Below are 21158 nucleotides of genomic sequence, written 5' to 3' on the forward strand. Positions count from 1 at the left end.
CGTGACGGTCCCCACGAGCGTTTCAGCGGACGGCTGAAGCCGGTCGACACCCGGGTGACAGGGGCGGGGAGACCTTCCTAGGGTCGAAGGACAGCACGATCCCATCTGATCCCCACCGAGAGGAATGCATGTTCACCCGTACCCGCGAACAGTCCGAGACCGTCGACTGGGGAAGCGGCACGAGTGACCGACTCCTGGTCGCTGACGACAACATGGGCTTCGCCGTCGCCCACACTGTGGTGAAGGCGGGCACCTCGTCCAAGCTGCAGTACACCAACCACCTGGAGGCCTGCTACTGCATCGCCGGCTCCGGCTCCGTGGTCGAGGAGGACGGCACCGTCCACGAGATCACCCCGGGCACCATCTACGTCCTGGACGAGCACGACGCCCACGACCTGCGCGGCGGCGAGGACGAGGACCTGGTCCTGGTCTCCATCTTCAACCCGCCGATCACCGGCAACGAGAAGCACACCCTGTCCGAGGACGGCTACTCCGGATACTGATCCTGCGTCCGGCTCCCCCGGACCAGCACTTTCCCGACGACGGCCACCCCGGCATCTGCCAGGGTGGCCGTCGCGCTGTGGTCACCGGCGCATAGGGTGTCCGTCAGAGGTCGGTCCTCGTTCGAGGACAGTCCGCGTCCTCGAACGAGGACAGACCTCAGAACACGGGCATGCCCCCGGTCACGCCGAGCACTGACCCGCTGACGTAGCTGGCCTCTGCGGGGCAGGCCAGGAACACGTAGGCCCCGGCCAGCTCCGCTGGCTGGCCGATCCGTCCCAGTGGAGTGTCAGCGCCCATGTGGGACACTGCTCCAGGCTCCTTGGTGGCCGGCTGCAGCGGGGTCCACACCGGCCCGGGGGCCACAGCGTTGACCCGAATGCCCTTCTCCCCCAGCTCGCCGGCCAGGTTCGCGGTGACGTTGTTCAGCGCGGCCTTCGTGGCGGCGTAGTCCACCATCGTCTCCGAGGGCTCGTAGGCCTGCACCGAGGTGGTGTTGATGATGCAGTCCCCGGCAGACAGGTGCGGCACGCAGGCCCGGGTCAGCCACAGCGTCCCGTAGAGGTTGGTCCGCACCGCCCGGTCCAGGTCCTCGGTGCGCAGCCCCTCGATCCCCGGTTCGCCGCGCGCCCAGTGGTAGCCGGCGTTGTTGACCAGGATGTTCAGCCCGCCCAGTCCGTCCACCGCCTCCTGCGCGATCCGCGCACAGGTGTCCTCATCCCGCAGGTCACCCGGGATCAGCACGGCGGTCCGCCCGGCCTTCTCGATCCACCCGGCGGTGTCCTGGGCGTCCTCAGCCTCCTCCTCCAGGTAGTTGATCGCCACGTCGGCCCCTTCGCGGGCGAAGGCGATCGCCACGGCCCGCCCGATCCCGGAGTCACCACCGGTGATCAGCGCCTTCAGGCCCTCAAGCCGTCCACGTCCCACCCAGCTGGACTCACCGTGGTCCGGCACCGGGTCCATCTGCGCGGTCAGTCCGGGCGGCTCCTGCTGCTGGGCGGGCATGGTCCCGTCCGCGTCGGTCATCGACTCCGCGTGCCGCTGCACTTCAGGCTGGTCGTTCATGACGTTCTCCTTGCTCTGACGCCGCGCCGGGGTGTGAGGCGCGTGCTGACGCTGACTCCACCCTAGGAACCCGGGCTCGCCCGCACCAGGGGCGTGCCAGCCTCCACGCCGGAGGCAGAACGCACGCTCATCGGGGCCAGGGAGCCTCACCCCGGGCGATGCGCAGCAGGTCTCCGGCCAGCCCGATCGGCTCGCGCACCCCGTACCAGACAGCCCGCAGCTCCCGGCCGAGCTCGCCCCCGGCCACCGGGACGCGCAGCAGACGCCCGTCCTGCAGGACCTGACGCACGGCCAGTTCGCTGAGGACCGCTGGGCCCAGCCCAGCGGCCACCGAGTTCAGGATGGCGGCGTTGCCGTTCAACTCGGCCACCGGTTCAGCGCGCACCGTCCCGGGAAGTCGAGCCGCCAGCACCGCCTCGTAGGCGGCCCGCGTGCCCGACCCTGCCTCACGCTCCACCAAGGGGGTCCGGGCCAGCTCGTCCAGCGAGAGCGCACCACCGCGGTCTGCCCACGGGTGCCCAGGGGCGACCACCACCACCAGCTGGTCATGACGCACCAGGGTGCTGCGCACATCCCCGGGGATCTCCGGGGTCTCCACGAACCCCAGCGGCACGGCGCCCTGGCGGACCTTGGCGATCACGTCCCTCGAGTTGGAGATCTCCAGCACGGGGTGCACACCGGGGTGGGTGTGGGTGAGCTGGCTGATCCACTCGGGCACCAGGTACTCGGCCACCGTCATGGAGGCGCCGACCCGGAAGAGCTCACCGCCGCTCGGAGCCGTCGCCGTCAGCGCTGCCACGGCAGCGTCCATCTGATCCACTGCGGAGAGCACCGTCCGCGCCCACTCCACCGTGAGCGCGCCCTCGGTGGTCAGCGCCGACCCCTGCGGCGAGCGCACCAGCAGCGGGTACCCGAGCCGACGCTCCATCAGCGCGATGGACCGCGACGCATTGGACTGCGCCACCCCCTGGGCCCGCGCTCCTGCTCCCAGGCTCCCCTCATCGGCGATCGAGACCAGCAGCCGCAGGGTGGGGATCTGCACCCAGCGAGCCAGTGATGCCCCACGCGCCGCCCGGGGTGTCTCAGATGTCATATCGTCAGCATATCCCCCCATGTGCTGTGGGAGTCTCCCCACTCCGCAGGATGGAGGGTGGACTGGGAGCATGTCCGCTCCCTCTGCCACCGGCTCTGCCCGCACGCCCGATGCCGTCCGCACCCACTGGTGGCAGAAGGCGCCCCAGCTGCTGCCGGGCATCGTGGTGTCCTTCATCGGCGCCGGCCTCGCCTGGGGCATCGCGCAGCTGGTTCCCGGGCTGAGCACCCTGCTGGTGGCGATCCTGCTCGGTGTGATCTGGTGCAACCTGGCCCCCGTGCCCGCCGCGCTCAAGCCCGGCACCGCCTTCTCGGCCCGGCACATCCTGCGGGCCGGGATCATCCTGCTGGGTCTGAAGCTCTCCCTGGGTGCCATCGCCGAGCTGGGCGTGGGCGTGATCGTGGTGGTGGTGGCCGCCGTCGGGATCACCTTCGGCGTGACCGTGCTGGTGGGCCACTGGCTGAAGATCCCCACCCCGCTGACCCTGCTGGTGGCCTCCGGCTTCTCCATCTGCGGTGCCGCCGCCGTGGCCGGCGCCGAAGGCGTGCTCAAGGCCAAGAAGGAGCATGTGGCCGCGGCGATCGGGCTCGTGGTGCTCTTCGGCACCCTGATGATCCCCACCATCCCGTTCCTGGTCTCGCTGTTCGGGCTGGACGAGGAGGCCGGCGGGCTCTGGGCCGGTGCCTCCGCGCACGAGGTCGCCCAGGCCGTGGCCGCCGGCGGCATCATCGGCAGCAGCGCGCTCGCCGTGGCCGTCACCGTCAAGCTGGCCCGCGTGCTGATGCTCGCCCCGGTGATGGCCGGCATGGCGTGGTGGATGCGCCGCGCCGCCACCCTGGAGACCGCCACCCACAGGTCTGACGCCGAGGGTGGTAGGACCAAGCTGCCCCCGATCGTCCCTGGGTTCGTGCTGGGCTTCCTGGCGATGGTGCTGCTGCGCACCTTCGGGCTGGTCCCGGAGGCCCTGCTGGGACCGGCAGACGTCCTTCAGAGCCTGCTGCTGACCGCCGCGATGTTCGCCCTGGGGCTGGGCGTGCACCTGCGCACCCTGGCCCAGGTCGGCCCTCGCCCGGTGCTGCTGGGCGTGATCTCCACGGTCGTGATCCTGACCATCGGCGGGCTCGGCGCGGTCCTGGTGGGCTGAGCCCCAGCCTGCTGAACCCGTGGGCCACTGAGCTCCAGGCCGTACGCTGACTCCATGCGCATCTGGAGCCTGCACCCGTCCCTGTTGGACCAGAAGGGTCTGGTGGCGTGCTGGCGGGAGACCCTGCTGGCCCAGAAGGTGCTGCAGGGCCGGACCTCCGGGTACCGGAACCACCCCCAGCTGGAGCGGTTCCGCGCGCATCCGGATCCGCTGGCAGCGATCGGCTCCTACCTCTCCGGGGTGGCCGACGAGGCCGATGCCCGCGGGTACCGCTTCAATCGGGACCTGATCGTGTGCCCGCCTCAGCAGACGTCAGGGCCCGACGACGGCCCCGCGCCGATCGCTGTCACCACCGGTCAGCTGGACCTGGAGTTCCGCCACCTGCTGGCCAAGCTCGAAGTCCGCGATCCAGACCGCCATGCCCGCCTGAGGAAGGCACCTGCCGGTGCGACGTCGTCGGGAAGGCCTGGCCCTGAAGGCACCCTGCGCGCCCATCCGCTGTTCACCGTGGCGCCCGGCCCCGTGGAGAGCTGGGAGCGGAACGAAGGCTGAGCACACAGCACGGGGCGGGACCGACCGTGATGGTCCGTCCCGCCCCGTGCGGTGCTGCTGGGTGTTCCTGAGTGTTCCTGAGTGACGTGCCTGCCGGTCAGACCATTGCGGCGTCCTCGTTCTCCTCGGTGAAGCCGAACTCGGTCAGCGGGGTGCCGGTGGCGACCAGCTCAAGGATCTCGGTGGCGCGGTCCTGGTCGACCTCCAGGGCCAGGGCGACCTCGGCGACCAGCGGGGACTGGGCGTCGCGGAACAGGTCCTTCTCGGCCATGGACAGGCCCTTGGAGTCGCGGCGGCGGCCCAGGTCACGGACCACCTCGGCCACGCGCTCCAGCTCACCGGTGGCGATCTTCTCCTGGTTGGCCTTCATCCGGCGGGACCACTGCTGCTCCTCGGAGGTGGTGGGCTCCTGGATGATCTCCAGCAGGCGGCGCAGTCGGACGCGGTCGCAGACCTCGCGCACGCCGACCTCCTCCGCCTTGGACTCCGGAATGGAGATCGTCAGATCCTGATGATGGATCTGGAGCGTGATGTATGCCACGTCATCCCCCTTGACCTTGCGCACCTTGCGGTCGGCGATGGTCGCCGGACCGTGGTGGGGGTGGACAACGAGCTGGCCTGGAGTGAACTGCATGTATCTGGACCTTCCTGACGACGGGCACCACCCTCGACGACACCGGGCCCGGCGGGGCGCTCGCGCACTCCCACACTGGTTCGGGGACAGTCATCCCGAGACAGCTGCCCGTGTCAGCAGTCTCAGGCACGCTGTGACCGGTCAGCCCCGTCATGAGGCGGTGGCGACCATGCGATCTCAGCGAGTTGGCTCACACCATTTTCTCACACGTTGCTCAGATGGTTCGCTCTGAGTGGATTCGCATGTAGGCTTCGCCCCCTTGACAACGGAGGGAACACCCCTCCCGACGGCGCCACCCCCCTCATCCGGGCAGGTCACCCTGCAGATCGGCCTGGTCCTGGGCCTGCAGGAACTCGAAGACCTCCACCTCGTCCACCCCGGGGAAGGCCCCGGAGGGCATGGCCGCCAGCAGGTGGGCGTTGGCGCGGGCGGCCGGCCAGGCATGGCCTCCCCAGGCGGCCTCCAGTTCGGCGTTGGGCTGACGGCAGCAGCTGGGGTCAGGGCACCGGGAGATCGAGCGGGAGGTGGTCTCCTTGCCCCGGAACCAGCGCGCGGAGTCGAAGGGCACGCCGATGGAGAGCGAGTAGAACCCGGAGGAGTGCCCCTCCACCACGGCGGTGCACCAGAACGTCCCGGCGGGGGTGTCGGTGTACTGGTTGAAGGCGCGGAAGCCGTCGCCGACGTCGAAGACCTCACGGGAGGTCCAGTAGCGGCAGACCTGCTGCCCCTCGATCGCCCCGGTGTGGTCGGCGGGGAAGGAGACGCCGTCGTTCTCGTAGGCCTTGTGGATGATCCCGGACTCGTGCACCTTCTGGAAGTGGCAGGTGATGCCCAGGTGCTCGGTGGCCAGGTTGGTGAAGCGGTGCGCGGCTGACTCATAGGAGACCCCGAACGCATCGCGGATGTCCTCGATCGCCAGATCCCGCTCGGCCTTGGCGCTCTTGAGGAACTTCACGGTCTCCTTCTGCGGCATCATCAGGGCTGCTGCGAAGTAGTTGGTGTAGACCCGCTGGCGCAGGAAGTCCGAGTAGTCCGTGGGCTCGCCGTGGCCCAGCACATAGGAGCCGATGGCCCCCAGCAGGACCGATCGGGCGTCATGGTCCGGGTGCCGAGACCGAGCCAGGAAGAACCTGCGGTTCTTCAGGTCGGTGACTGACCGGGTGGAGTGGGGCAGATCGGAGACGAAGCGCACGCTGAAGCCCAGATGCTCAGCCAGACCGGCCGCCGCACGGTGGCTCAGCGGTCCGCCGGAGTGGCCCACGGCGTCCAGCAGCTCCTGCGCACGGCGCTCGAGCTCCGGGTAGTGGTTGTCCCGCTCCTTCATCTCCTGACGCAGCTCGGCGTTGGCGCGGCGGGCCTCCTCCGGCGTGGCCGCCTGCTCCTCCAGACGACGGCGCAGCTCCCCTTCCAGCCCTGCGATCACCTGCAGCACCTCGGTGGGGGTGCGCGGGGTGATCTTGATCTGGGGCAGGCCCAGGGTGGCGTAGTGGGCACCGCGTTGGGCCTTCTCCACCGCGATCTCCAGGGCGGCTCGGCGGCTGGGCGCCTCCGCGGAGAGCAGGTCCTCCAGCGTGGTTCCCAGGGCGGACGCCAGTCGGCTGAGCAGGCTGATGCGCGGCTCGCGCTTGCCGTTCTCGATCAGGGACAGGTGGGACGGGGTGGCCTCCACCGCTGCGGCCAGTTGGTCCAGGGTCCGGCCGGTCTGCTTGCGCAGATGCCTCAACCGCCGGCCCAGCACCACGGGGTCCAGTGCGGGGACGGTCTCGGGGCCTGCCGAGGTTCGATCTGCCATGCACGCATGCTAGTCAAGAACGTCGGGATTTTCGCCCGCACTGCCGTTCTGCTCTCCGGGCAGCCAGAAGGGGCGGTAGATTGCTGCGGTGACCTCTGCTGACGATGCCTTCCATGATCGCCCTGCACCCGGCGCCCGCGGTCCGCTCGGACACGTTCTGGGCCGAACGGAACGGCTCCTGCGGGTCCGGCTGTTCCGCGATCCGCTCGACGGCGTCCAAGGCGCACGCACCGGCCTGATGACCACCGGGCCTTGGGTGCTGGACCCGGACGGACGTCCCACCGGTGCCGCTGCCTCGGTCATCATGGACAACACCCTGGCCACGTCCCTGCACGCCGCAGAACCGGCCCTGCAGTGGCTGGTCACCACCGAGCTGCAGCTGAACGTCCTGCGTCCGCTCCCCCAGGACGGTGCCCAACTCGAAGCTTGGACCCGCACGCGGGTGGCCGACCACGGCGGCGGGCTGGCCACCGGGACCCTGATGGGCACGGACGGCACCGAGTACGTCCAGGCCTCGGGCTGGTTCCAGTCGGTCGGTGAGAGCCCGGCACAGGCCCTGCGCGACTTCGAGCAGGCGGCTCAGTTGCCGCTGGGACCGGAGACCGAGTCACCGCTCGGGACCCTGCTCGGCCTGGACTCCGACTCTCTGACTCCCCCGGGCGCGGACCGCCCCACTGTCGCCGATCAGTTCCAGGACGGACTGCGGTTCCAGGAGCTGCCGCAGCTGCGCAATCCCCACGGGGCGGTGCACGGCGGGGCGATGACCGCCATGGCCGCCCTGGCGGCGCAACAGGCCATGCCGGACCGGCTGGACTTCGACCTGCAGTCCCTGCGGGTGGTGTTCCTGCGCCCCGCCGGTGGCCCCATCACGGCCCGGACTCGCGTCCGGCACGCGGGCCGGTCGCTGCGCGTGGTGGAGGTCGAACTGATCGGAGTGGCCGGCAAGCCGTTCATCCACACCGAATCGGTCTTCCGCACCACCCGCTGACGGGGCGCCCCCGACGGCTCAGCGGTGGGTGAAGTCCGCCTCGCGCTTCTCCACGAAGGCCGCCATGCCCTCCCGACGGTCCTCCAGGGCGAAGCAGGCGAAGTTCAGGCGGCGCTCCAGGCGGACACCCTCGGCCAGGGAAGACTCGTAAGCGGCGTCCACGACCTCCTTGGCGAGCATGGCGACCGGCCGGGACATGGAGGCGATGGCGGTGGCCATCTCCAGGGCCGTCTGCTGCAGCTCGGCCAGGGGCACCACGCGTGCCACCAGTCCGCTGCGCTCGGCCTCCTGAGCCTTCATGGTCCGGCCGGTCAGCACCATCTCCATGGCCTTGGACTTGCCGATGGCGCGGGTCAGGCGCTGGGAGCCGCCCATGCCGGGGATCAGGCCCAGCTTGATCTCGGGCTGGCCGAAGGAGGCGTTGTCCGCGGCGAGGATGATGTCGCACATCATCGCCAGCTCGCAGCCGCCGCCCAGGGCGTGCCCGGACACCGCGGCGATCACCGGGATGCGCGTGGCGGCGAAGCGGTCCCAGAGGCCGAACAGGTCCTCTGCGTAGACCTGGGCGAAGTCCTTGGAGGCCATCTCCTTGATGTCCGCTCCGGCGGCGAAGGCCTTGTCCGAACCGGTGAGGATGATCGCCCCGATGTTCTCGTCGGCGTCGAAGGCGGCCGCAGCCTGGACCACCTCGCGGCAGAGCTGGCTGTTCAGGGCGTTCAGCGCCTTCGGACGGTCCAGCTGGATGATGCCCACCCGGCCCTCGGTGCGGACCTGGATGGTCTCGTAGCCGGTGTCGCTGCTGGTCTCGCCGTGCGTCTGCTGATCGGTCATGCGGAAGGCTCCTGCGTCGTCGTCGTGGTGTGTCTGTGTGGTCCGGTCTTGCTGGTGCTGGTCAGGGCGCCGTTCAGGCACGTAGCCCGAGGTCTCCCCCGGCAGGCTCGGCGAAGTAGGAGTCCACCGTCTCGGCGGAGACCTCCTCCAAGGTGGCGGGGCTCCACTGCGGGTTCCGGTCCTTGTCCACCAGCTGGGCGCGAATGCCCTCGGGCATGTCCTGCCCGCGCATCATGTGGTGGGTGAGGCGGTACTCCACGTTCAGCGCCTCCTGCAGTGAGCGCAGGCCCCGGGCGCGACGGATGGCGGCCAGGGTGACCTTCACCGAGGTGGGGGACTTGGACAGGATGGTCTCGGCGGCCTTCTGGGCGGCGGGATCCTCGTGGTCCTGCAGGGCTGCGACGATCTTCTCGGCCGTGTCCTGCGCATAGGCGGAGTCGATCCAGGGGCGGTGCTCCCACAGCTCTGAGGGCGGTGCCTGCTCAGCCACGGCGGCGATCGCCTCGTCCGCCGGGGTGGTCTCCAGCGCCTGAGCCAGCTCGTCCAGGCGGTCCGAGGGGACGTAGTGGTCGGCCAGGCCCAGCGCGCAGGCGTCCGCCCCGGAGATGTGCTCGCCGGTCAGGCCCAGGTGCAGGCCGAACTGCGAGGGCGTGTGAGAGAGCAGCCAGGTGCCGCCCACATCCGGGAAGAACCCGATCCCGGTCTCCGGCATGCCCATCCGGGTCCGCTCGGTGACGATCCGGTGGGAGCCGTGCGCCGAGACGCCCACGCCGCCGCCGAGCACCAGTCCGTCCATGAACGCCACGTAGGGCTTGGGGAACTGCGAGATCAGCGAGTTCATGGTGTACTCCGTGCCGAAGAACTCGTCAGCCTCCTCCGGGCGGCCCTCCAGAGCCGAGGTGCGCACCGAGAGGACATCGCCCCCGGCGCACAGGCCACGCTCCCCCGCACCGCTGACCAGCACGGTCTGGACGGAGTCGTCGTCCTTCCAGGCCTCGAGCCGGTCCTTGATCTCTCCGACCATCTGCCGGGTCAGCGCGTTCAGGGCGCGGGGCCGGTTCAGGATCAGGTGGCCCAGACGGCCCTGCTGACGGACGATGATCTCCTCGGTCACGGCATGACTCCTTCACCGGGTTCGGGACAGGGATGGCGAGACGGGGTGTGGTGCGCGTCTCAGTTCTTGGTCACAGTACCGGTCTTCTGTGCCAGGGGTGTGGTGAAGACCGGGCGGGTGAGGAACCAGGCGGCGGCGATCACGGCCACTGAGCCCAGGAAGATGATCAGTCCCCACCAGTCGGTGACGTCCCGGGAGGTGTACATGTGGTTCAGGTTGCGCAGGGCACCGGTGAAGAAGACCAGGAACACGTGCACCAGGGTGAACGCCACGAAGTAGAGCATCACCGGGAAGTGCAGGGCCCGGGCGGCCTCAATGGGGAAGACCCGGTTCAGCCCGGTGGCCTTCTGCGGCCACCACGTGGACATCCGCAGCCCAGTGAGGATGGCCAGCGGGGCGGCGATGTACACGGTGATGAAGTAGGCCATCACCTGCAGGGCGTTGTAGTGGATCCACCCGTTCTCGGTGGGCCAGTCCAGGGAGGCGTACTGGATGGCCACCGAACCCATGTGCGGGAAGATCTCCCAACTGGTGGGCACGATCCGCGCCCAATGCCCGGTGATCGCCAGCAGCACGATGAACACCGCACCATTGGCCACCCAGGCCACATCCAGCACCTGGTGCAGCCACTGGGAGAGCGAGACCTTCTTGACCGTGTTGCCCTTCGGGGAGAAGAACCCGCCCTGCTTGGGCTTCCAGTACCCCGGAGGACGCTTCTCCATCCGCACCTGCAAACCCGTCCGGACGATCAGCACGATGAAGAACATGTTCAAGAAGTGCTGCCAGCCCAACCAGGCCGGGATCCCCTCCGGCGTGCCCTGCGGCTGCGGGGCATGCCCGTCATAGGTGGCGATGAACTCCTGCACCCCCGGCATGGTCCTGGCCCACCGGGCCAACAGCACCATCACCAGAGCGGCCAGCACCGCAACACCCACCCCGACGACGGCCCGCTTCCACAGCGGCCACGGCGCCTTCTGCGCGGGCTCGGTCTCGGCGCCACCAGCGGCGGCAACCGGCTTCTGGACGGCGGCAGCGGCCGGCTTCGGCGCGGCCGGGGCCTGCTCCTGTTCCTGCTCCGAGGGGCCCGGCACAGCAGCCGGGGCCGATGAGGCGGTGTCGGCCGAGCCCGCAGCAGCGGCCGGGGCGGAGGCCTGCGCGGCTGAGGGGGCAGCAGGTGCCCCCATCCGCCGGGGCTGTCCGCCCATCCGCTGCTTCGCCGGCGCCGGGGCAGCCTGGTCGCTGGCCGGGGCCGCAGCGGGGCTGGACTGCTCGGCGGCCGGGGCCGCACCAGCGATGGGCGGCGCGGACTGAGCTGCGGGCACCTCGGCCGTGGGCGTGGAGGTCGACTGTGTGCGCAGGGGCGTGTACCCGGCCATGCGCTGTTTCTGCGCCGCAGGAGCGGACGGTGCTGCCTGGGCAGGTGCCGGTGCGGTCTGCGCGGCGATGTCAGCACCGTCCGAGGACACCTCCTGCCTGGCTGCTGTGCCCTCGGTGGCGGCCTGTGCCGCAGGGGCCGTGGTGGTCGGCTGTTCTGCGGCCGGTGCCGACACTGACGCCGCTGTGCCCGGGGTGTTCGTGCCGCCGCGCAGTGGGGTGTACCCGGCCATGCGCTGCTTCTGCACCGCAGCCGCAGCGGCTGGTGCCACAGCCGGGGCCGGTGCCGGCTCGGCAGGCTGGCTCACCGCCGGCGCCGGGGTCTCCACGGGCGCCATGGACTCCACTGGTGCTGACGCCTGCGCCGCACCCTGATGCGGAAGTGGGGTGGCCGTCGTCGGGCCCTGCTGGACGGGGGCCTGGTGGGCCAGGGCGTCCGACTCCTGTTCAGGGGCCTGGGGCGCGCCCCGCAACGGCGTGTAGCCGGCCATGCGCTGCTTGGCCATGTGTTGTCTCCTGGTGCTCGTTCAGCGGATGGCTGGGCCCGGACCGGACCGGTTCACTGGGTGCGGCGGGCCTGGATCTGCTCGATCACAGCCGGGACCACCTCGAACGCGTCCCCGACCACCCCGAAGTCGGCGATCTCGAAGATCGGGGCGTCCGGGTCCTTGTCGATCGCCACGATCGTCTTGGCGGTCTGCATGCCCGCCCGGTGCTGGATGGCACCGGAGATCCCCAGGGCCACGTACAGGTCCGGGGTCACCGAGACACCGGTCTGACCCACCTGCAGCTCCGGGGCGGCATACCCGGCATCCACCGCGGCACGGGAGGCACCCACGGCGGCACCGAGGACATCGGCCAACTGCTCAGCCAAGCCGAACCCCTCGGCCGAACCCAGGCCGCGACCACCGGAGACCACGGTCTTGGCACCACGCAGCGCCGGACGATCCCCAGCCGGAGCGTGCTCGGAGACCTCACGGATCTGGGCACCGGCGGCACCCTGGGACAACTCCAGCGTGGCGGTGTGGATCTGCGGGGCCTGCACCGACTGGGCACGCTGGGAGATCGACCCCGGGCGCACGGTGATGATCCGGGGCCCGCCCTCCACGGTGGACTCAGAGGTGAAGTCACCGCCGAACACCGAATGCTGGGCAATCACCTCCTCATCGGCCCAGCGCAGTCCCACCGCATCGGCGCAGACCGCACCGTTCACCCGCACCGCCAGACGGCCGGCCACCGCGCGGGACTCCGGAGTGTTGGGCACCAGCACCGCCTCCGGAGAGAACTGCCCCACGCCCGCGGCCAGCGCGGCCACCTGCACCGAGCCCAGCTGCGCACCGGCCTGCTCGGACTCAGCCACCAGCACCTGGGTGGCACCCAGAGCACCGAGCTGCTCAGCCACACCCTGACCAGCACCCGGAGCGGCCGTCACCACCGCCACCGGCACTCCCACCAGGGATGCCGCACCCAGCAGTTCAGCGGCCGTGCTGGACGGGCGGCCATCAGCCACCGCCTCCACCAACACCAGGATCGGTGCGGCGCTGGCGGTGCTCTGCGGGTTCTGCTCGTTCTGTTCAGTCATCGTCCTACTCCAGTCTTCTCAGGTCGCTCAGATACAGGGGCGCGGCAGTCGGCTCAGACCAGACGCTGGGCGGCCAGGAACTCCACCAGCTGAGCTGCGGCCGTGCCGTCATCAGTCACCTTCGGCCCGGCCTGCTTCTCCGGGCGGGCCTGGGCCGAGACCATCACCGAACGCACACTGGCCTGCTCCGGACCGGCCTGAATGCCCAGATCCGACAACGACCAGGACTCCAACGGCTTCTTCTTCGCGGCCATGATGTTCTTGAAGTTCGGGAACCGCGGCTCAGCGGCCTTCTCCGTCACGCACGCCACCGCCGGCAGCGGGGCCGCCACGCTCAGCGCACCGGACTCGGCCTGCACCACACCACTCACCTCAGAGGCGCTGATCTCCACGTGATCCACCGAGGGCAGCACCGGGATCCCCCGCAGCTCCGCGATCATCGCCGGCACCACACCACCACGGCCATCCGTGGCCTGATCTCCGGCCAGCACCAGGTCCGCACCGATCCGCTCCACCGCCGCGGCCAGCACCTGCGCGGTCTGGACCACATCCGAACCAGCCAACACCGGATCAGTCACCAGCACCGCCGAATCCGCCCCCATCGAGAGCATCTTCCGCAACGTCTTGGTCGCATCCTCCGGCCCCATGCTCACCGCCACCACCTCAGTGTCAGCGTGGGCATCCTTGAACTGCAGAGCCACCTCCATGGTCCGCTCACTGATCTCATCCGGCACCGGCTCCGAGACAGCACGATCCAACATGCCCGTCTCCAGATCCAGCTTCCGGTCCGACCAGGTGTCCGGAACCTGCTTGGCCAACACGACGATCTTCACTCGGGGGTCCTTCCGTGGGCGGCATGGGGTCAGTGCGTCACTGCATGTCTCTGCCAGTCCACGTTACCCGCGGGTCGGCTCCGGCGTCAGGGGACGCGTGGGTGCGGCTGTGCCGTGGCTGGCTATCCTCAGGGGAGGCCAGCGATCAAGGAGACAGCAGTGAGCCGTTCCGGACAGGACCACCACCACGACGACGGCCCCCCACCGGTGCGTCCGGCCGCCACCATCCTTCTGGTCCGGCCGGTGGAGACACCCGAGCGCCCCGGGCTGGAGGTGCTGACCCTCACCCGGTCCACGCAGCTGGTGTTCAGTGCCGGAGCCACAGCGTTCCCCGGCGGACGGATCGAGGACACCGACCCCTCACCGGAGTATGCGGCGGTGCGGGAGACGTTCGAGGAGACCGGCGTGCTGCTGGCCGTGCGCCCGGACGGCTCCCCCGCGGACGTGGACCTGGCGGCGCTCCCCGCGCAGACGCAGGGCCAGATCGAGGAGGACGCGGCGCGCTTCAGCCCGTTCTTGACAGATCTGGGCGTCCAGGCCGATGTGGGGAGCATGCATCTGATCTCCCGGTGGGTCACCCCGGAGGATCAGCCGCGGCGCTATGACACCCGGTTCTATGTGGCCGCCGTCCCTGCCGGGCAGGAGCCGCGCCAGCTCAGCTTCGAGTCCGTCTCCTGGCAGTGGCTCACCCCCGAACAGGCGCTGAGCGATTTCCGGGCGGGCGAGCGGTTCCTGATGCCCCCCACCTGGGCCCAGCTGCGGCTGCTCGCCCAGGCCGCCACGGTGCAGCAGGCCCTGCACCTGCCCGGTCAGGAAGTACCCGTGACGCCGCGCTCCGAGGGTGGGACGCCGCGGCGGATCGTGGACTTCCCGGACCATGAGGTCTATGCACTGGACCTGGAGCAGTTCCACGCGCATCGCCCTCGCTCCGCCTGAGGCCGATCCCGCCGCCGTCACCATCACGCCACCGACGACCTCACCCTGAATTGTCATGTTCACCATTTTTTACAACCAGAGGGCGCCATCTGACGGGCGCATGTGCGAACGCTTGGCACTAGACGACGTTTCTTGACTGCTGTCATCTCTGGGTGATCTTTTCCACTGAAACCGGCCTGCGCGACGCCGGACGAGTGAAGACTTGAGGGCAACGGAGCAGCACCACCGCTCCACCCGCCCCTCAGACCTGCGGACCCCGGCACCTTGCCGGGCCGCCCCGGACCACTCCGGGTCACACCATCAGCAAGGAGTCGATCATGACCGAGCAGACCACGCACACTCCCGCTTCCGCCGAGCAGCTCCAGCACGACTGGGACCACAACCCGCGCTGGGCCGGCATCGAGCGCACCTACACCGCCGAGGACGTCGTCAAGCTGCGCGGCCGGGTCCAGGAGGAGCACACCCTGGCCAAGCGCGGAGCTGAGAAGCTCTGGAACCAGCTGAGCTCCGAGCACGCCGAGGGCGCGTTCACCAACGCCCTGGGCGCCCTGACCGGCAACATGGCCGTCCAGCAGGTCAAGGCCGGCCTGCGCGCCATCTACCTCTCCGGCTGGCAGGTCGCTGCGGACGCCAACCTCTCCGGCCACACCTACCCGGACCAGTCCCTCTACCCGGCCAACTCGGTCCCTGCCGTGGTCCGCCGGATCAACAACGCCCTGCTGCGTGCCGACCAGATCGAGTTCTCCGAGGGCATCCAGTCCGTTGAGGACTACCTGGTGCCGATCGTGGCCGACGCCGAGGCCGGCTTCGGCGGCCCGCTCAACGCCTACGAGCTGATGAAGGCCATGATCGCCGCCGGTGCCTCCGGTGTGCACTGGGAGGACCAGCTGGCCTCCGAGAAGAAGTGCGGCCACCTGGGCGGCAAGGTGCTGATCCCCACCGGTCAGCACATCCGCACCCTGAACGCCGCCCGCCTGGCCGCTGACGTCTCCGGCGTCAACTCGGTCATCATCGCCCGCACCGACGCCGAGGCCGCCACCCTGATCACCTCGGATGTGGACGAGCGCGACGCCGAGTTCATCACCGGCGAGCGCACCGCCGAGGGCTTCTACAAGGTCCGCAACGGGATCGAGCCCTGCATCGCCCGCGCCAAGGCCTACGCCCCGCATTCGGACCTGATCTGGATGGAGACCGGCACCCCGGACCTGGAGCTGGCCAAGCAGTTCGCCGAGGCCGTCAAGTCCGAGTTCCCGGACCAGATGCTCTCCTACAACTGCTCGCCGTCCTTCAACTGGAAGAAGAACCTGGACGATGACACCATCGCCAAGTTCCAGCGCGAGCTGGGCGCCATGGGCTACACCTTCCAGTTCATCACCCTGGCCGGATTCCACGCCCTGAACCACTCCATGTTCGATCTGGCCAAGGGCTACAACGAGCGCCAGATGTCCGCCTACGTGGAGCTGCAGGAGCGCGAGTTCGCCGACGAGGCCCGCGGCTACACCGCCACCAAGCACCAGCGCGAAGTCGGCACCGGCTACTTCGACGCCATCTCCACCGCCATCAACCCGGAGAGCTCCACCACCGCACTGACCGGCTCCACCGAGGCCGGGCAGTTCCACTGAGCCGCACCTGGATCGGCGAGGGGTCCCATCGGACCCTGACCCGCTGAGCACCGGTGGCGGCCGGGCCCCGGCCTGGCCGCCACCTGGTTCTCCCCACCTGTCACCTCACCTCCCGCGTCACCCGCCTTCACCCCACCTTCCCGACGCCGGCCGCCTCACCTGTGGCGACGTCGTCGGGACATCCTCCCCTCACCACCCGCCACGGGGCACCTGACACCACTCCCCCGGCCCCCGCGCACCGCGCGGTGTGGGCCCCACTCCACAGGAGAGCACCATGTACCCCACCGATCAGCCCATCACCATCAACGGCGTGACCCTGCAGGGTCCGCATCTGCCCCGCCAGGAGGAGATCCTCACGCCCGAGGCACTGGACTTCCTGGCCATGCTGCACCGCCGCTTCGACTCCCGACGCCGTGAGCTGCTGCAGGCGCGCGGCGAGGTCCGCCGTCGGATCGCCGAGGGGTGGACCCCCGGGTTCCTGCCGGAGACCCGCACCATCCGCGAGGACGACTCCTGGCGCGTGGCCCCGCTGGCCCCCGGGCTGAAGGACCGCCGCGTGGAGATCACCGGCCCCGTGGACCGGAAGATGACGATCAACGCGCTGAACTCCGGGGCCAAGTGCTGGCTGGCCGACTTCGAGGACTCCTCCACCCCGTCCTGGGAGAACATGCTCGCCGGACAGGTGAACCTCAAGGACGCCATCCGCCGGCAGATCGACTTCACCACCCCCGAGGGCAAGGAGTACCGGCTCGGCGGCGTGCAGCTGGTGGACCGCCCCACGATCATCGTGCGTCCCCGCGGCTGGCACCTGGAGGAGGACCACCTGCTGGTGGACGGTCAGCCGATGGCCGGCGCACTGGTGGACTTCGGGCTCTACTTCTTCCACAACGCCAAGGAGCTGCTGCGCCGCGGCCGCGGACCGTACTTCTACCTGCCCAAGACCGAGAACCACCTCGAGGCCCGGCTGTGGAACTGCATCTTCGTGGTGGCCCAGGACGCCCTGGGCATCCCGCAGGGCACCGTGCGCGCCACCGTGCTTATCGAGACCATCACCGCCGCATTCGAGATGGAGGAGATCCTCTACCAGCTGCGCAACCACGCCGCCGGTCTGAATGCCGGGCGCTGGGACTACATCTTCTCGATCATCAAGAACTTCCGGGATCGCGGCGAGGACTTCGTGCTCCCGGACCGCGCAGACGTGACCATGACCGCCCCGATGATGCGGGCGTACACCGAGCAGCTGGTGCGGGCCTGCCACCGCCGCGGTGCCTCGGCGATCGGCGGCATGGCGGCCTTCATCCCCAACCGCCGCGACCCGGAGGCCAATGAGGCCGCGCTGCGGAAGGTCCGTGAGGACAAGACCCGTGAGGCCGCAGACGGCTTCGACGGCTCCTGGGTGGCCCACCCGGACCTGGTGCCGGTGGCCCGCGAGGTGTTCGACGAGGTCTTGGGCGAGCTGCCCAACCAGATCCGGGCGCGCCGCCGGGACGATGTCCAGCCGGATGCCCAGGCGCTGCTGGCCGTGTCCCAGACCCCGGGAGCGATCACCGAGGCCGGTGTGCGGATGAACATCGAGGTCGGCATCCGCTACGTGGAGTCCTGGCTGCGCGGCAACGGCGCCGCCGCCATCCACAACCTGATGGAGGACGCCGCCACCGCGGAGATCTCCCGCTCGCAGATCTGGCAGTGGATCAACGCCGGGTCGCAGGCCCAGCTGGCCTCCGGTGAAGGCACCCGGCGGGTCACCCGCGACTGGGTGGAGACGCTGATGGAGGAGGAGTTCGCCCGGATCGGGCGCCAGGAGGGTGATCGGTTCGACGACGCCCGCGAGGTGTTCGCCGCCTCCGCCCTGGCCGAGGAGTTCCCGGACTTCCTGACCCTGCCGGCCTACCGTCAGTTCCTCTCCGCCGAGGCCCCGCTGCGCCGTGAGCTCTCCGGAGCGGCCGCCTGACGCAGGCGTTCCGTCAGCTGTGGGCGACCATCTCTGGTCGCCCACAGCTGTGTCGGTGGACACTGGGAGGCAGGTCGGACCGTGAGCCAATCGACGTCAGGAGGACCCCATGACCACCCTGCACCCAGAGATCCCGGAGGGATCGGGCACCGAGGACCTCACCGTGGCCTCTGCGCCGACCTCGCCCCTGCCCGGCGAGGGTCTGGAGCCCACTCGGGCCCCGGCAGAAGACGATCAGCGCGAGCCCTTCACCTTCCCGGACAGCGACGCCGCCGGCGGGATGGACATCGTGGATGAGTGGGACCGGGAGTCGTTCCCGGCCTCGGATCCGCCCTCGAACTACTGAGCAGCGGCGCCGACCGTCAGGCGCGGCGGCCGTCCACGGGGTCGCCGTCCCCGCCGAGGGCGTCCAGGATCAGGTCGCGAGCCTCTCCGGTGGCCGAGCGGCGGGAGAGCCACAGGGAGACCGCCCAGGCGATCATCACGATCACCGCGGCACCGGCGGCGGTGATCGCCACCGAGGCCGAGTTCAGTCCGGTCCCGTCCGAGCGGCCCACTGCCACCCAGACCAGACCCCAGGCCAGACCCACGGCGGGCATGAGCCGACCGCCGCTGTACACGGCGGTGAAGGCACCCACCAGGGTGGCCACCACGATCATGATGTTGGTCCAGACGATCGGTCCCAGGGGCGAACCGGTCCAGCCCATCGAGGCCAGCCAGGCGGCCACGTTGGCGACGGTGGCGATCGAGACCCAGCCCAGGTACAGGCCCTGCACGCCGTCCACCAGGATCCGCTCGCCCCAGCCGTTGACGCGCAGGTTCTCCTTGATCACCAGGATCCGGCACAGCACCGCCAGCAGCACGGCGATCACCAGGACACTGATGGCCAGCCAGCCGGCCTGCACGGTCCAGATCCACAGCGAGTTCAGCAGGATGCCGGCCAGGATCCAGGGGCGCAGGCGATCATGCCGAGCGCTGTCGGATGAGGGCAGGAACTGCCAGACGGTGTAGGCGATCAGACCGAGGTAGATCACGCTCCAGATCGAGAACGCCGTGGAGGCCGGTGCGATCCAGGTGCCGTCCGGGCCCAACCAGCCACCCGCCGCATCCTGGATGGGGGTCCCTCCGAACGCGCCGGCGCCGAAGGCCGCGGTGACGATCGCGATGACGGTCAGGGCCGCCGTCGTGACCTTCCCGGGGAGAGTGGACAGGAAGCCGCCACGTCCGCCGGAGCCGGAGGCGGCGGGGCGGTCTGCGGTGCTGGCGGGGGTGGAGCTCATGGTGCTGCCTCCTGCTGGGACGCCGGCCGGGCCGACACGGTTGGTCAGGCCCAGCGTAGTCGCGAACGGGTGGAACCGGTCAGGAGCGCGCGGCCTCGGCGTCCGTGCCGCCCTCGGGCCAGGTCCACTCCTGCAGATGCGCGCGTTCGGCATCGGTCAGCGGACGGGCACGATGGTCTTCGCCCAGCACCACCATCACCGTGTCCACGGTGAACACCGCGCGGCCGTCCTGGTGCCCTTGCTGGCGCAGGGTGTAGGAGGAGGTGCCGACCCGCAGCACGCCCACGTGCATGGTCAGCTCCGGGCCGTAGTGCACCGGCGCGTGGTAGTCCACGGTCTGCCGGGCCACCACTCGAGCCTCGCGTCTGCCGTCATCCTCCCGCCCGGCGGTCTCCAACGCGAAGCGCACGCGCGCCTCCTCGGCCAGGGTCACGATCCGGGCGTTGTTCACGTGCCCGTAGAGGTCCTGATCCGACCACCGCAGCTCCAGCGGGAAGGTGTAGACGGGGGCCTCGGCGGGCTGGTCCGACTGCTCACGGGGATGCTGGTCCATCGATCTCCTCAGGTCTGACGCGCGGGATGTGCTGAGATAGGAGTCAAGCAGATGTTCAGACTGCAGGACAGATCGCCACCACACATCCGGAGAGGACACCCCGTGTCGACCCAGAACCACATCGATGAGACCTTGGACACCTCAGACGCGCCCGCGGCGGACAGCACGAAGAAGCCGCAGACGCCCGTCAAGCTCAAGGGCACCAGCTGGAAGTACGCGTTCAAGCGCGCCGTCAAGGAGTTCACCGCGGATGGCGGCACCGACCTCGCGGCCATGCTGACCTACTACACGGTGCTCTCGCTGGCCCCGGCGCTGTTGGCGATCTTCTCGATCGTCTCCCTGGTGCTGGCCAACAACGCGGACACCGTGACCGGACTCGTGGACGACGTGGTCACGCAGTACGTCCCCGCCGACTATCAGGGTCTGGTCACCAACCTGGTGGAGACCATGACCAGTTCGGCCACCGGCGGCGTGATCGCGCTGATCATCGGTATCGCCACCGCACTGTGGTCCTCCTCGGCGTACGTCAAGGCATTCTCCCGCTGCATGAACACCATCTATGGCCGCACCGAGGGCCGCACCCTGATCAAGCAGACCGGCACCATGCTGCTGACCACCCTGGCCATGCTGCTGGGGATCGTGTTGATCCTGGTCTCCATCGCCCTGAACGAGACCGTGGTGACCGCAGTGCTGGGCCCGATCGCCGAGCCGCTGGGCCTGGGCGGGATGCTGACCTTCCTGACCCAGTCCTTCCTGCCGATCTGGGCCTGGGCCAAGTGGCCGTTCATCCTGGCACTGGTGATCGGCATGATCGCCCTGCTGTACTACACCACCCCCAACGTCAAGCAGCCCAAGTTCACCTGGATCAGCATGGGCGCCGTGGTGGCGATCATCGGCATCGCGATCGCCGCGGTGGCCCTGTCCATCTACTTCGCCCAGTTCGCCGGGTACAGCTCCTACGGGGCGATCGGCTCCGTGATGGCCCTGCTGTTCGCACTCTGGGTGTTCAACATCGTGCTGCTGCTGGGCGCCGAGGTGGATGCCGAGGTGGAGCGGGCCCGCGAGCTGCAGGCCGGTATCCCCGCCGAGGAGTCCATCCAGCTGCCGCCGCGGGACACCGCCAAGGTGGAGAAGATGAAGGAGACCCGCGATCAGCTCGAGACCGAGGGACGGATCCTGCGCATGACCCACGGCGAGCAGTCCTCCGCAGACTCGCAGCCCAGCCTGGGTGAGCCTGGCGGCGACCGCCCCGGCGCGGTGGGGCCGAACCTGGGCAGCACCGGCCGCGGGTCCAGCGCCGCGGACAGCTGAGG

Annotated in this window: 20 protein-coding genes; 9 read left to right on the plus strand and 11 right to left on the minus strand. The window is 69.7% G+C overall.

Annotated features, from left to right (window positions below):
* Positions 1-128: 128 nt before the first annotated feature.
* Positions 129-503 carry an ectoine synthase gene (locus tag ACEXHE_RS07810; RefSeq protein WP_091697624.1) on the plus strand — a complete coding sequence of 125 codons (375 nt, stop codon included), beginning with the start codon at positions 129-131 and terminating at the stop codon, positions 501-503.
* A gap of 157 nt (positions 504-660) precedes the next feature.
* On the opposite strand, the gene ACEXHE_RS07815 is transcribed toward ACEXHE_RS07810, so the two are convergent.
* Positions 661-1566: an SDR family oxidoreductase gene (locus ACEXHE_RS07815; protein WP_285178998.1), complete on the minus strand. Its 906-nt coding sequence runs from the start codon at positions 1564-1566 to the stop codon at positions 661-663.
* 127 nt (positions 1567-1693) lie between these two features.
* Positions 1694-2659 carry a LysR family transcriptional regulator gene (locus ACEXHE_RS07820; protein WP_374785366.1) on the minus strand — a complete coding sequence of 322 codons (966 nt, stop codon included), beginning with the start codon at positions 2657-2659 and terminating at the stop codon, positions 1694-1696.
* 70 nt (positions 2660-2729) lie between these two features.
* Between ACEXHE_RS07820 and ACEXHE_RS07825 the strand changes: the two genes are divergently transcribed.
* Both ACEXHE_RS07825 and ACEXHE_RS07830 read left to right on the plus strand, forming a co-directional pair.
* Positions 2730-3803, plus strand: a complete 1074-nt coding sequence (locus ACEXHE_RS07825; RefSeq protein WP_374785367.1) for a YeiH family protein — start codon at positions 2730-2732, stop codon at positions 3801-3803.
* Positions 3804-3857: 54 nt separating this feature from the next.
* Entirely contained in the window at positions 3858-4355 is a 498-nt protein-coding gene (locus ACEXHE_RS07830; protein WP_374785368.1) for a pyrimidine dimer DNA glycosylase/endonuclease V, read from the plus strand.
* 97 nt (positions 4356-4452) lie between these two features.
* Here ACEXHE_RS07830 and ACEXHE_RS07835 read toward each other — a convergent pair whose 3' ends face one another.
* Complete coding sequence (locus ACEXHE_RS07835; RefSeq protein WP_374785369.1) at positions 4453-4989, minus strand: CarD family transcriptional regulator; 537 nt, start codon at positions 4987-4989, stop codon at positions 4453-4455.
* 301 nt (positions 4990-5290) lie between these two features.
* The gene (locus tag ACEXHE_RS07840; protein ID WP_374785370.1) at positions 5291-6781 is read right to left on the minus strand and encodes a helix-turn-helix domain-containing protein; all 1491 of its coding nucleotides are present in this window, start codon (positions 6779-6781) and stop codon (positions 5291-5293) included.
* An 88-nt stretch (positions 6782-6869) separates the two neighbouring features.
* Between ACEXHE_RS07840 and ACEXHE_RS07845 the strand changes: the two genes are divergently transcribed.
* Positions 6870-7769 (plus strand): acyl-CoA thioesterase domain-containing protein, encoded by a 900-nt coding sequence (locus tag ACEXHE_RS07845; RefSeq protein WP_374785371.1) that lies wholly within the window; start codon positions 6870-6872, stop codon positions 7767-7769.
* An 18-nt stretch (positions 7770-7787) separates the two neighbouring features.
* On the opposite strand, the gene ACEXHE_RS07850 is transcribed toward ACEXHE_RS07845, so the two are convergent.
* The 5 genes from ACEXHE_RS07850 to ACEXHE_RS07870 form a co-directional block, all read right to left on the minus strand.
* Positions 7788-8600, minus strand: coding sequence for an enoyl-CoA hydratase (locus tag ACEXHE_RS07850; protein ID WP_374785372.1), 813 nt, complete (start codon positions 8598-8600; stop codon positions 7788-7790).
* A gap of 73 nt (positions 8601-8673) precedes the next feature.
* Positions 8674-9714 carry an enoyl-CoA hydratase/isomerase family protein gene (locus ACEXHE_RS07855; RefSeq protein ID WP_285179005.1) on the minus strand — a complete coding sequence of 347 codons (1041 nt, stop codon included), beginning with the start codon at positions 9712-9714 and terminating at the stop codon, positions 8674-8676.
* Between the two features lie 59 nt (positions 9715-9773).
* Entirely contained in the window at positions 9774-11594 is a 1821-nt protein-coding gene (locus ACEXHE_RS07860; protein ID WP_374785373.1) for a cytochrome b/b6 domain-containing protein, read from the minus strand.
* A gap of 53 nt (positions 11595-11647) precedes the next feature.
* Complete coding sequence (locus ACEXHE_RS07865) at positions 11648-12670, minus strand: electron transfer flavoprotein subunit alpha/FixB family protein (protein ID WP_374785374.1); 1023 nt, start codon at positions 12668-12670, stop codon at positions 11648-11650.
* A 53-nt stretch (positions 12671-12723) separates the two neighbouring features.
* A complete protein-coding gene (locus ACEXHE_RS07870; RefSeq protein ID WP_091697650.1) occupies positions 12724-13503 on the minus strand; it encodes an electron transfer flavoprotein subunit beta/FixA family protein in 780 nt (259 codons plus the stop codon).
* 159 nt (positions 13504-13662) lie between these two features.
* Here ACEXHE_RS07870 and ACEXHE_RS07875 point away from each other — a divergent pair, with 159 nt between their 5' ends.
* The 4 genes from ACEXHE_RS07875 to ACEXHE_RS07890 all read left to right on the plus strand — a co-directional run bounded on the left by ACEXHE_RS07875 (position 13663) and on the right by ACEXHE_RS07890 (position 18358).
* Positions 13663-14439, plus strand: a complete 777-nt coding sequence (locus ACEXHE_RS07875) for an NUDIX domain-containing protein (protein ID WP_374785375.1) — start codon at positions 13663-13665, stop codon at positions 14437-14439.
* 317 nt (positions 14440-14756) lie between these two features.
* Positions 14757-16061, plus strand: a complete 1305-nt coding sequence (gene aceA / locus ACEXHE_RS07880; protein ID WP_091697652.1) for an isocitrate lyase — start codon at positions 14757-14759, stop codon at positions 16059-16061.
* A gap of 274 nt (positions 16062-16335) precedes the next feature.
* Positions 16336-18012 (plus strand): malate synthase A, encoded by a 1677-nt coding sequence (aceB, locus tag ACEXHE_RS07885; RefSeq protein ID WP_374785376.1) that lies wholly within the window; start codon positions 16336-16338, stop codon positions 18010-18012.
* A gap of 109 nt (positions 18013-18121) precedes the next feature.
* Entirely contained in the window at positions 18122-18358 is a 237-nt protein-coding gene (locus ACEXHE_RS07890; protein WP_091697660.1) for a hypothetical protein, read from the plus strand.
* Between the two features lie 16 nt (positions 18359-18374).
* On the opposite strand, the gene ACEXHE_RS07895 is transcribed toward ACEXHE_RS07890, so the two are convergent.
* A complete protein-coding gene (locus tag ACEXHE_RS07895; RefSeq protein ID WP_374785377.1) occupies positions 18375-19292 on the minus strand; it encodes a TspO/MBR family protein in 918 nt (305 codons plus the stop codon).
* Between the two features lie 79 nt (positions 19293-19371).
* A complete protein-coding gene (locus tag ACEXHE_RS07900) occupies positions 19372-19845 on the minus strand; it encodes an acyl-CoA thioesterase (RefSeq protein ID WP_374785378.1) in 474 nt (157 codons plus the stop codon).
* A 102-nt stretch (positions 19846-19947) separates the two neighbouring features.
* Here ACEXHE_RS07900 and ACEXHE_RS07905 point away from each other — a divergent pair, with 102 nt between their 5' ends.
* The gene (locus ACEXHE_RS07905) at positions 19948-21156 is read left to right on the plus strand and encodes a YihY/virulence factor BrkB family protein (RefSeq protein WP_374785379.1); all 1209 of its coding nucleotides are present in this window, start codon (positions 19948-19950) and stop codon (positions 21154-21156) included.
* The last annotated feature ends 2 nt before the right edge of the window (positions 21157-21158 follow it).

This window comes from Micrococcus sp. IITD107 (genome assembly GCF_041927415.1).
Lineage (GTDB): Bacteria > Actinomycetota > Actinomycetes > Actinomycetales > Micrococcaceae > Citricoccus > Citricoccus terreus.

What these genes read in the sequence shown, in the direction of transcription:
- ACEXHE_RS07810 (WP_091697624.1), top strand. Translation starts at nt 129, where the DNA reads ATGTTCACCCGTACCCGCGAACAGTCCGAGACCGTCGACTGGGGAAGC.
- ACEXHE_RS07815 (WP_285178998.1), bottom strand. Translation starts at nt 1,566, where the DNA reads ATGAACGACCAGCCTGAAGTGCAGCGGCACGCGGAGTCGATGACCGAC.
- ACEXHE_RS07820 (WP_374785366.1), bottom strand. Translation starts at nt 2,659, where the DNA reads ATGACATCTGAGACACCCCGGGCGGCGCGTGGGGCATCACTGGCTCGC.
- ACEXHE_RS07825 (WP_374785367.1), top strand. Translation starts at nt 2,730, where the DNA reads ATGTCCGCTCCCTCTGCCACCGGCTCTGCCCGCACGCCCGATGCCGTC.
- ACEXHE_RS07830 (WP_374785368.1), top strand. Translation starts at nt 3,858, where the DNA reads ATGCGCATCTGGAGCCTGCACCCGTCCCTGTTGGACCAGAAGGGTCTG.
- ACEXHE_RS07835 (WP_374785369.1), bottom strand. Translation starts at nt 4,989, where the DNA reads ATGCAGTTCACTCCAGGCCAGCTCGTTGTCCACCCCCACCACGGTCCG.
- ACEXHE_RS07840 (WP_374785370.1), bottom strand. Translation starts at nt 6,781, where the DNA reads ATGGCAGATCGAACCTCGGCAGGCCCCGAGACCGTCCCCGCACTGGAC.
- ACEXHE_RS07850 (WP_374785372.1), bottom strand. Translation starts at nt 8,600, where the DNA reads ATGACCGATCAGCAGACGCACGGCGAGACCAGCAGCGACACCGGCTAC.
- ACEXHE_RS07860 (WP_374785373.1), bottom strand. Translation starts at nt 11,594, where the DNA reads ATGGCCAAGCAGCGCATGGCCGGCTACACGCCGTTGCGGGGCGCGCCC.
- ACEXHE_RS07865 (WP_374785374.1), bottom strand. Translation starts at nt 12,670, where the DNA reads ATGACTGAACAGAACGAGCAGAACCCGCAGAGCACCGCCAGCGCCGCA.
- aceA (WP_091697652.1), top strand. Translation starts at nt 14,757, where the DNA reads ATGACCGAGCAGACCACGCACACTCCCGCTTCCGCCGAGCAGCTCCAG.
- aceB (WP_374785376.1), top strand. Translation starts at nt 16,336, where the DNA reads ATGTACCCCACCGATCAGCCCATCACCATCAACGGCGTGACCCTGCAG.
- ACEXHE_RS07890 (WP_091697660.1), top strand. Translation starts at nt 18,122, where the DNA reads ATGACCACCCTGCACCCAGAGATCCCGGAGGGATCGGGCACCGAGGAC.
- ACEXHE_RS07895 (WP_374785377.1), bottom strand. Translation starts at nt 19,292, where the DNA reads ATGAGCTCCACCCCCGCCAGCACCGCAGACCGCCCCGCCGCCTCCGGC.
- ACEXHE_RS07900 (WP_374785378.1), bottom strand. Translation starts at nt 19,845, where the DNA reads ATGGACCAGCATCCCCGTGAGCAGTCGGACCAGCCCGCCGAGGCCCCC.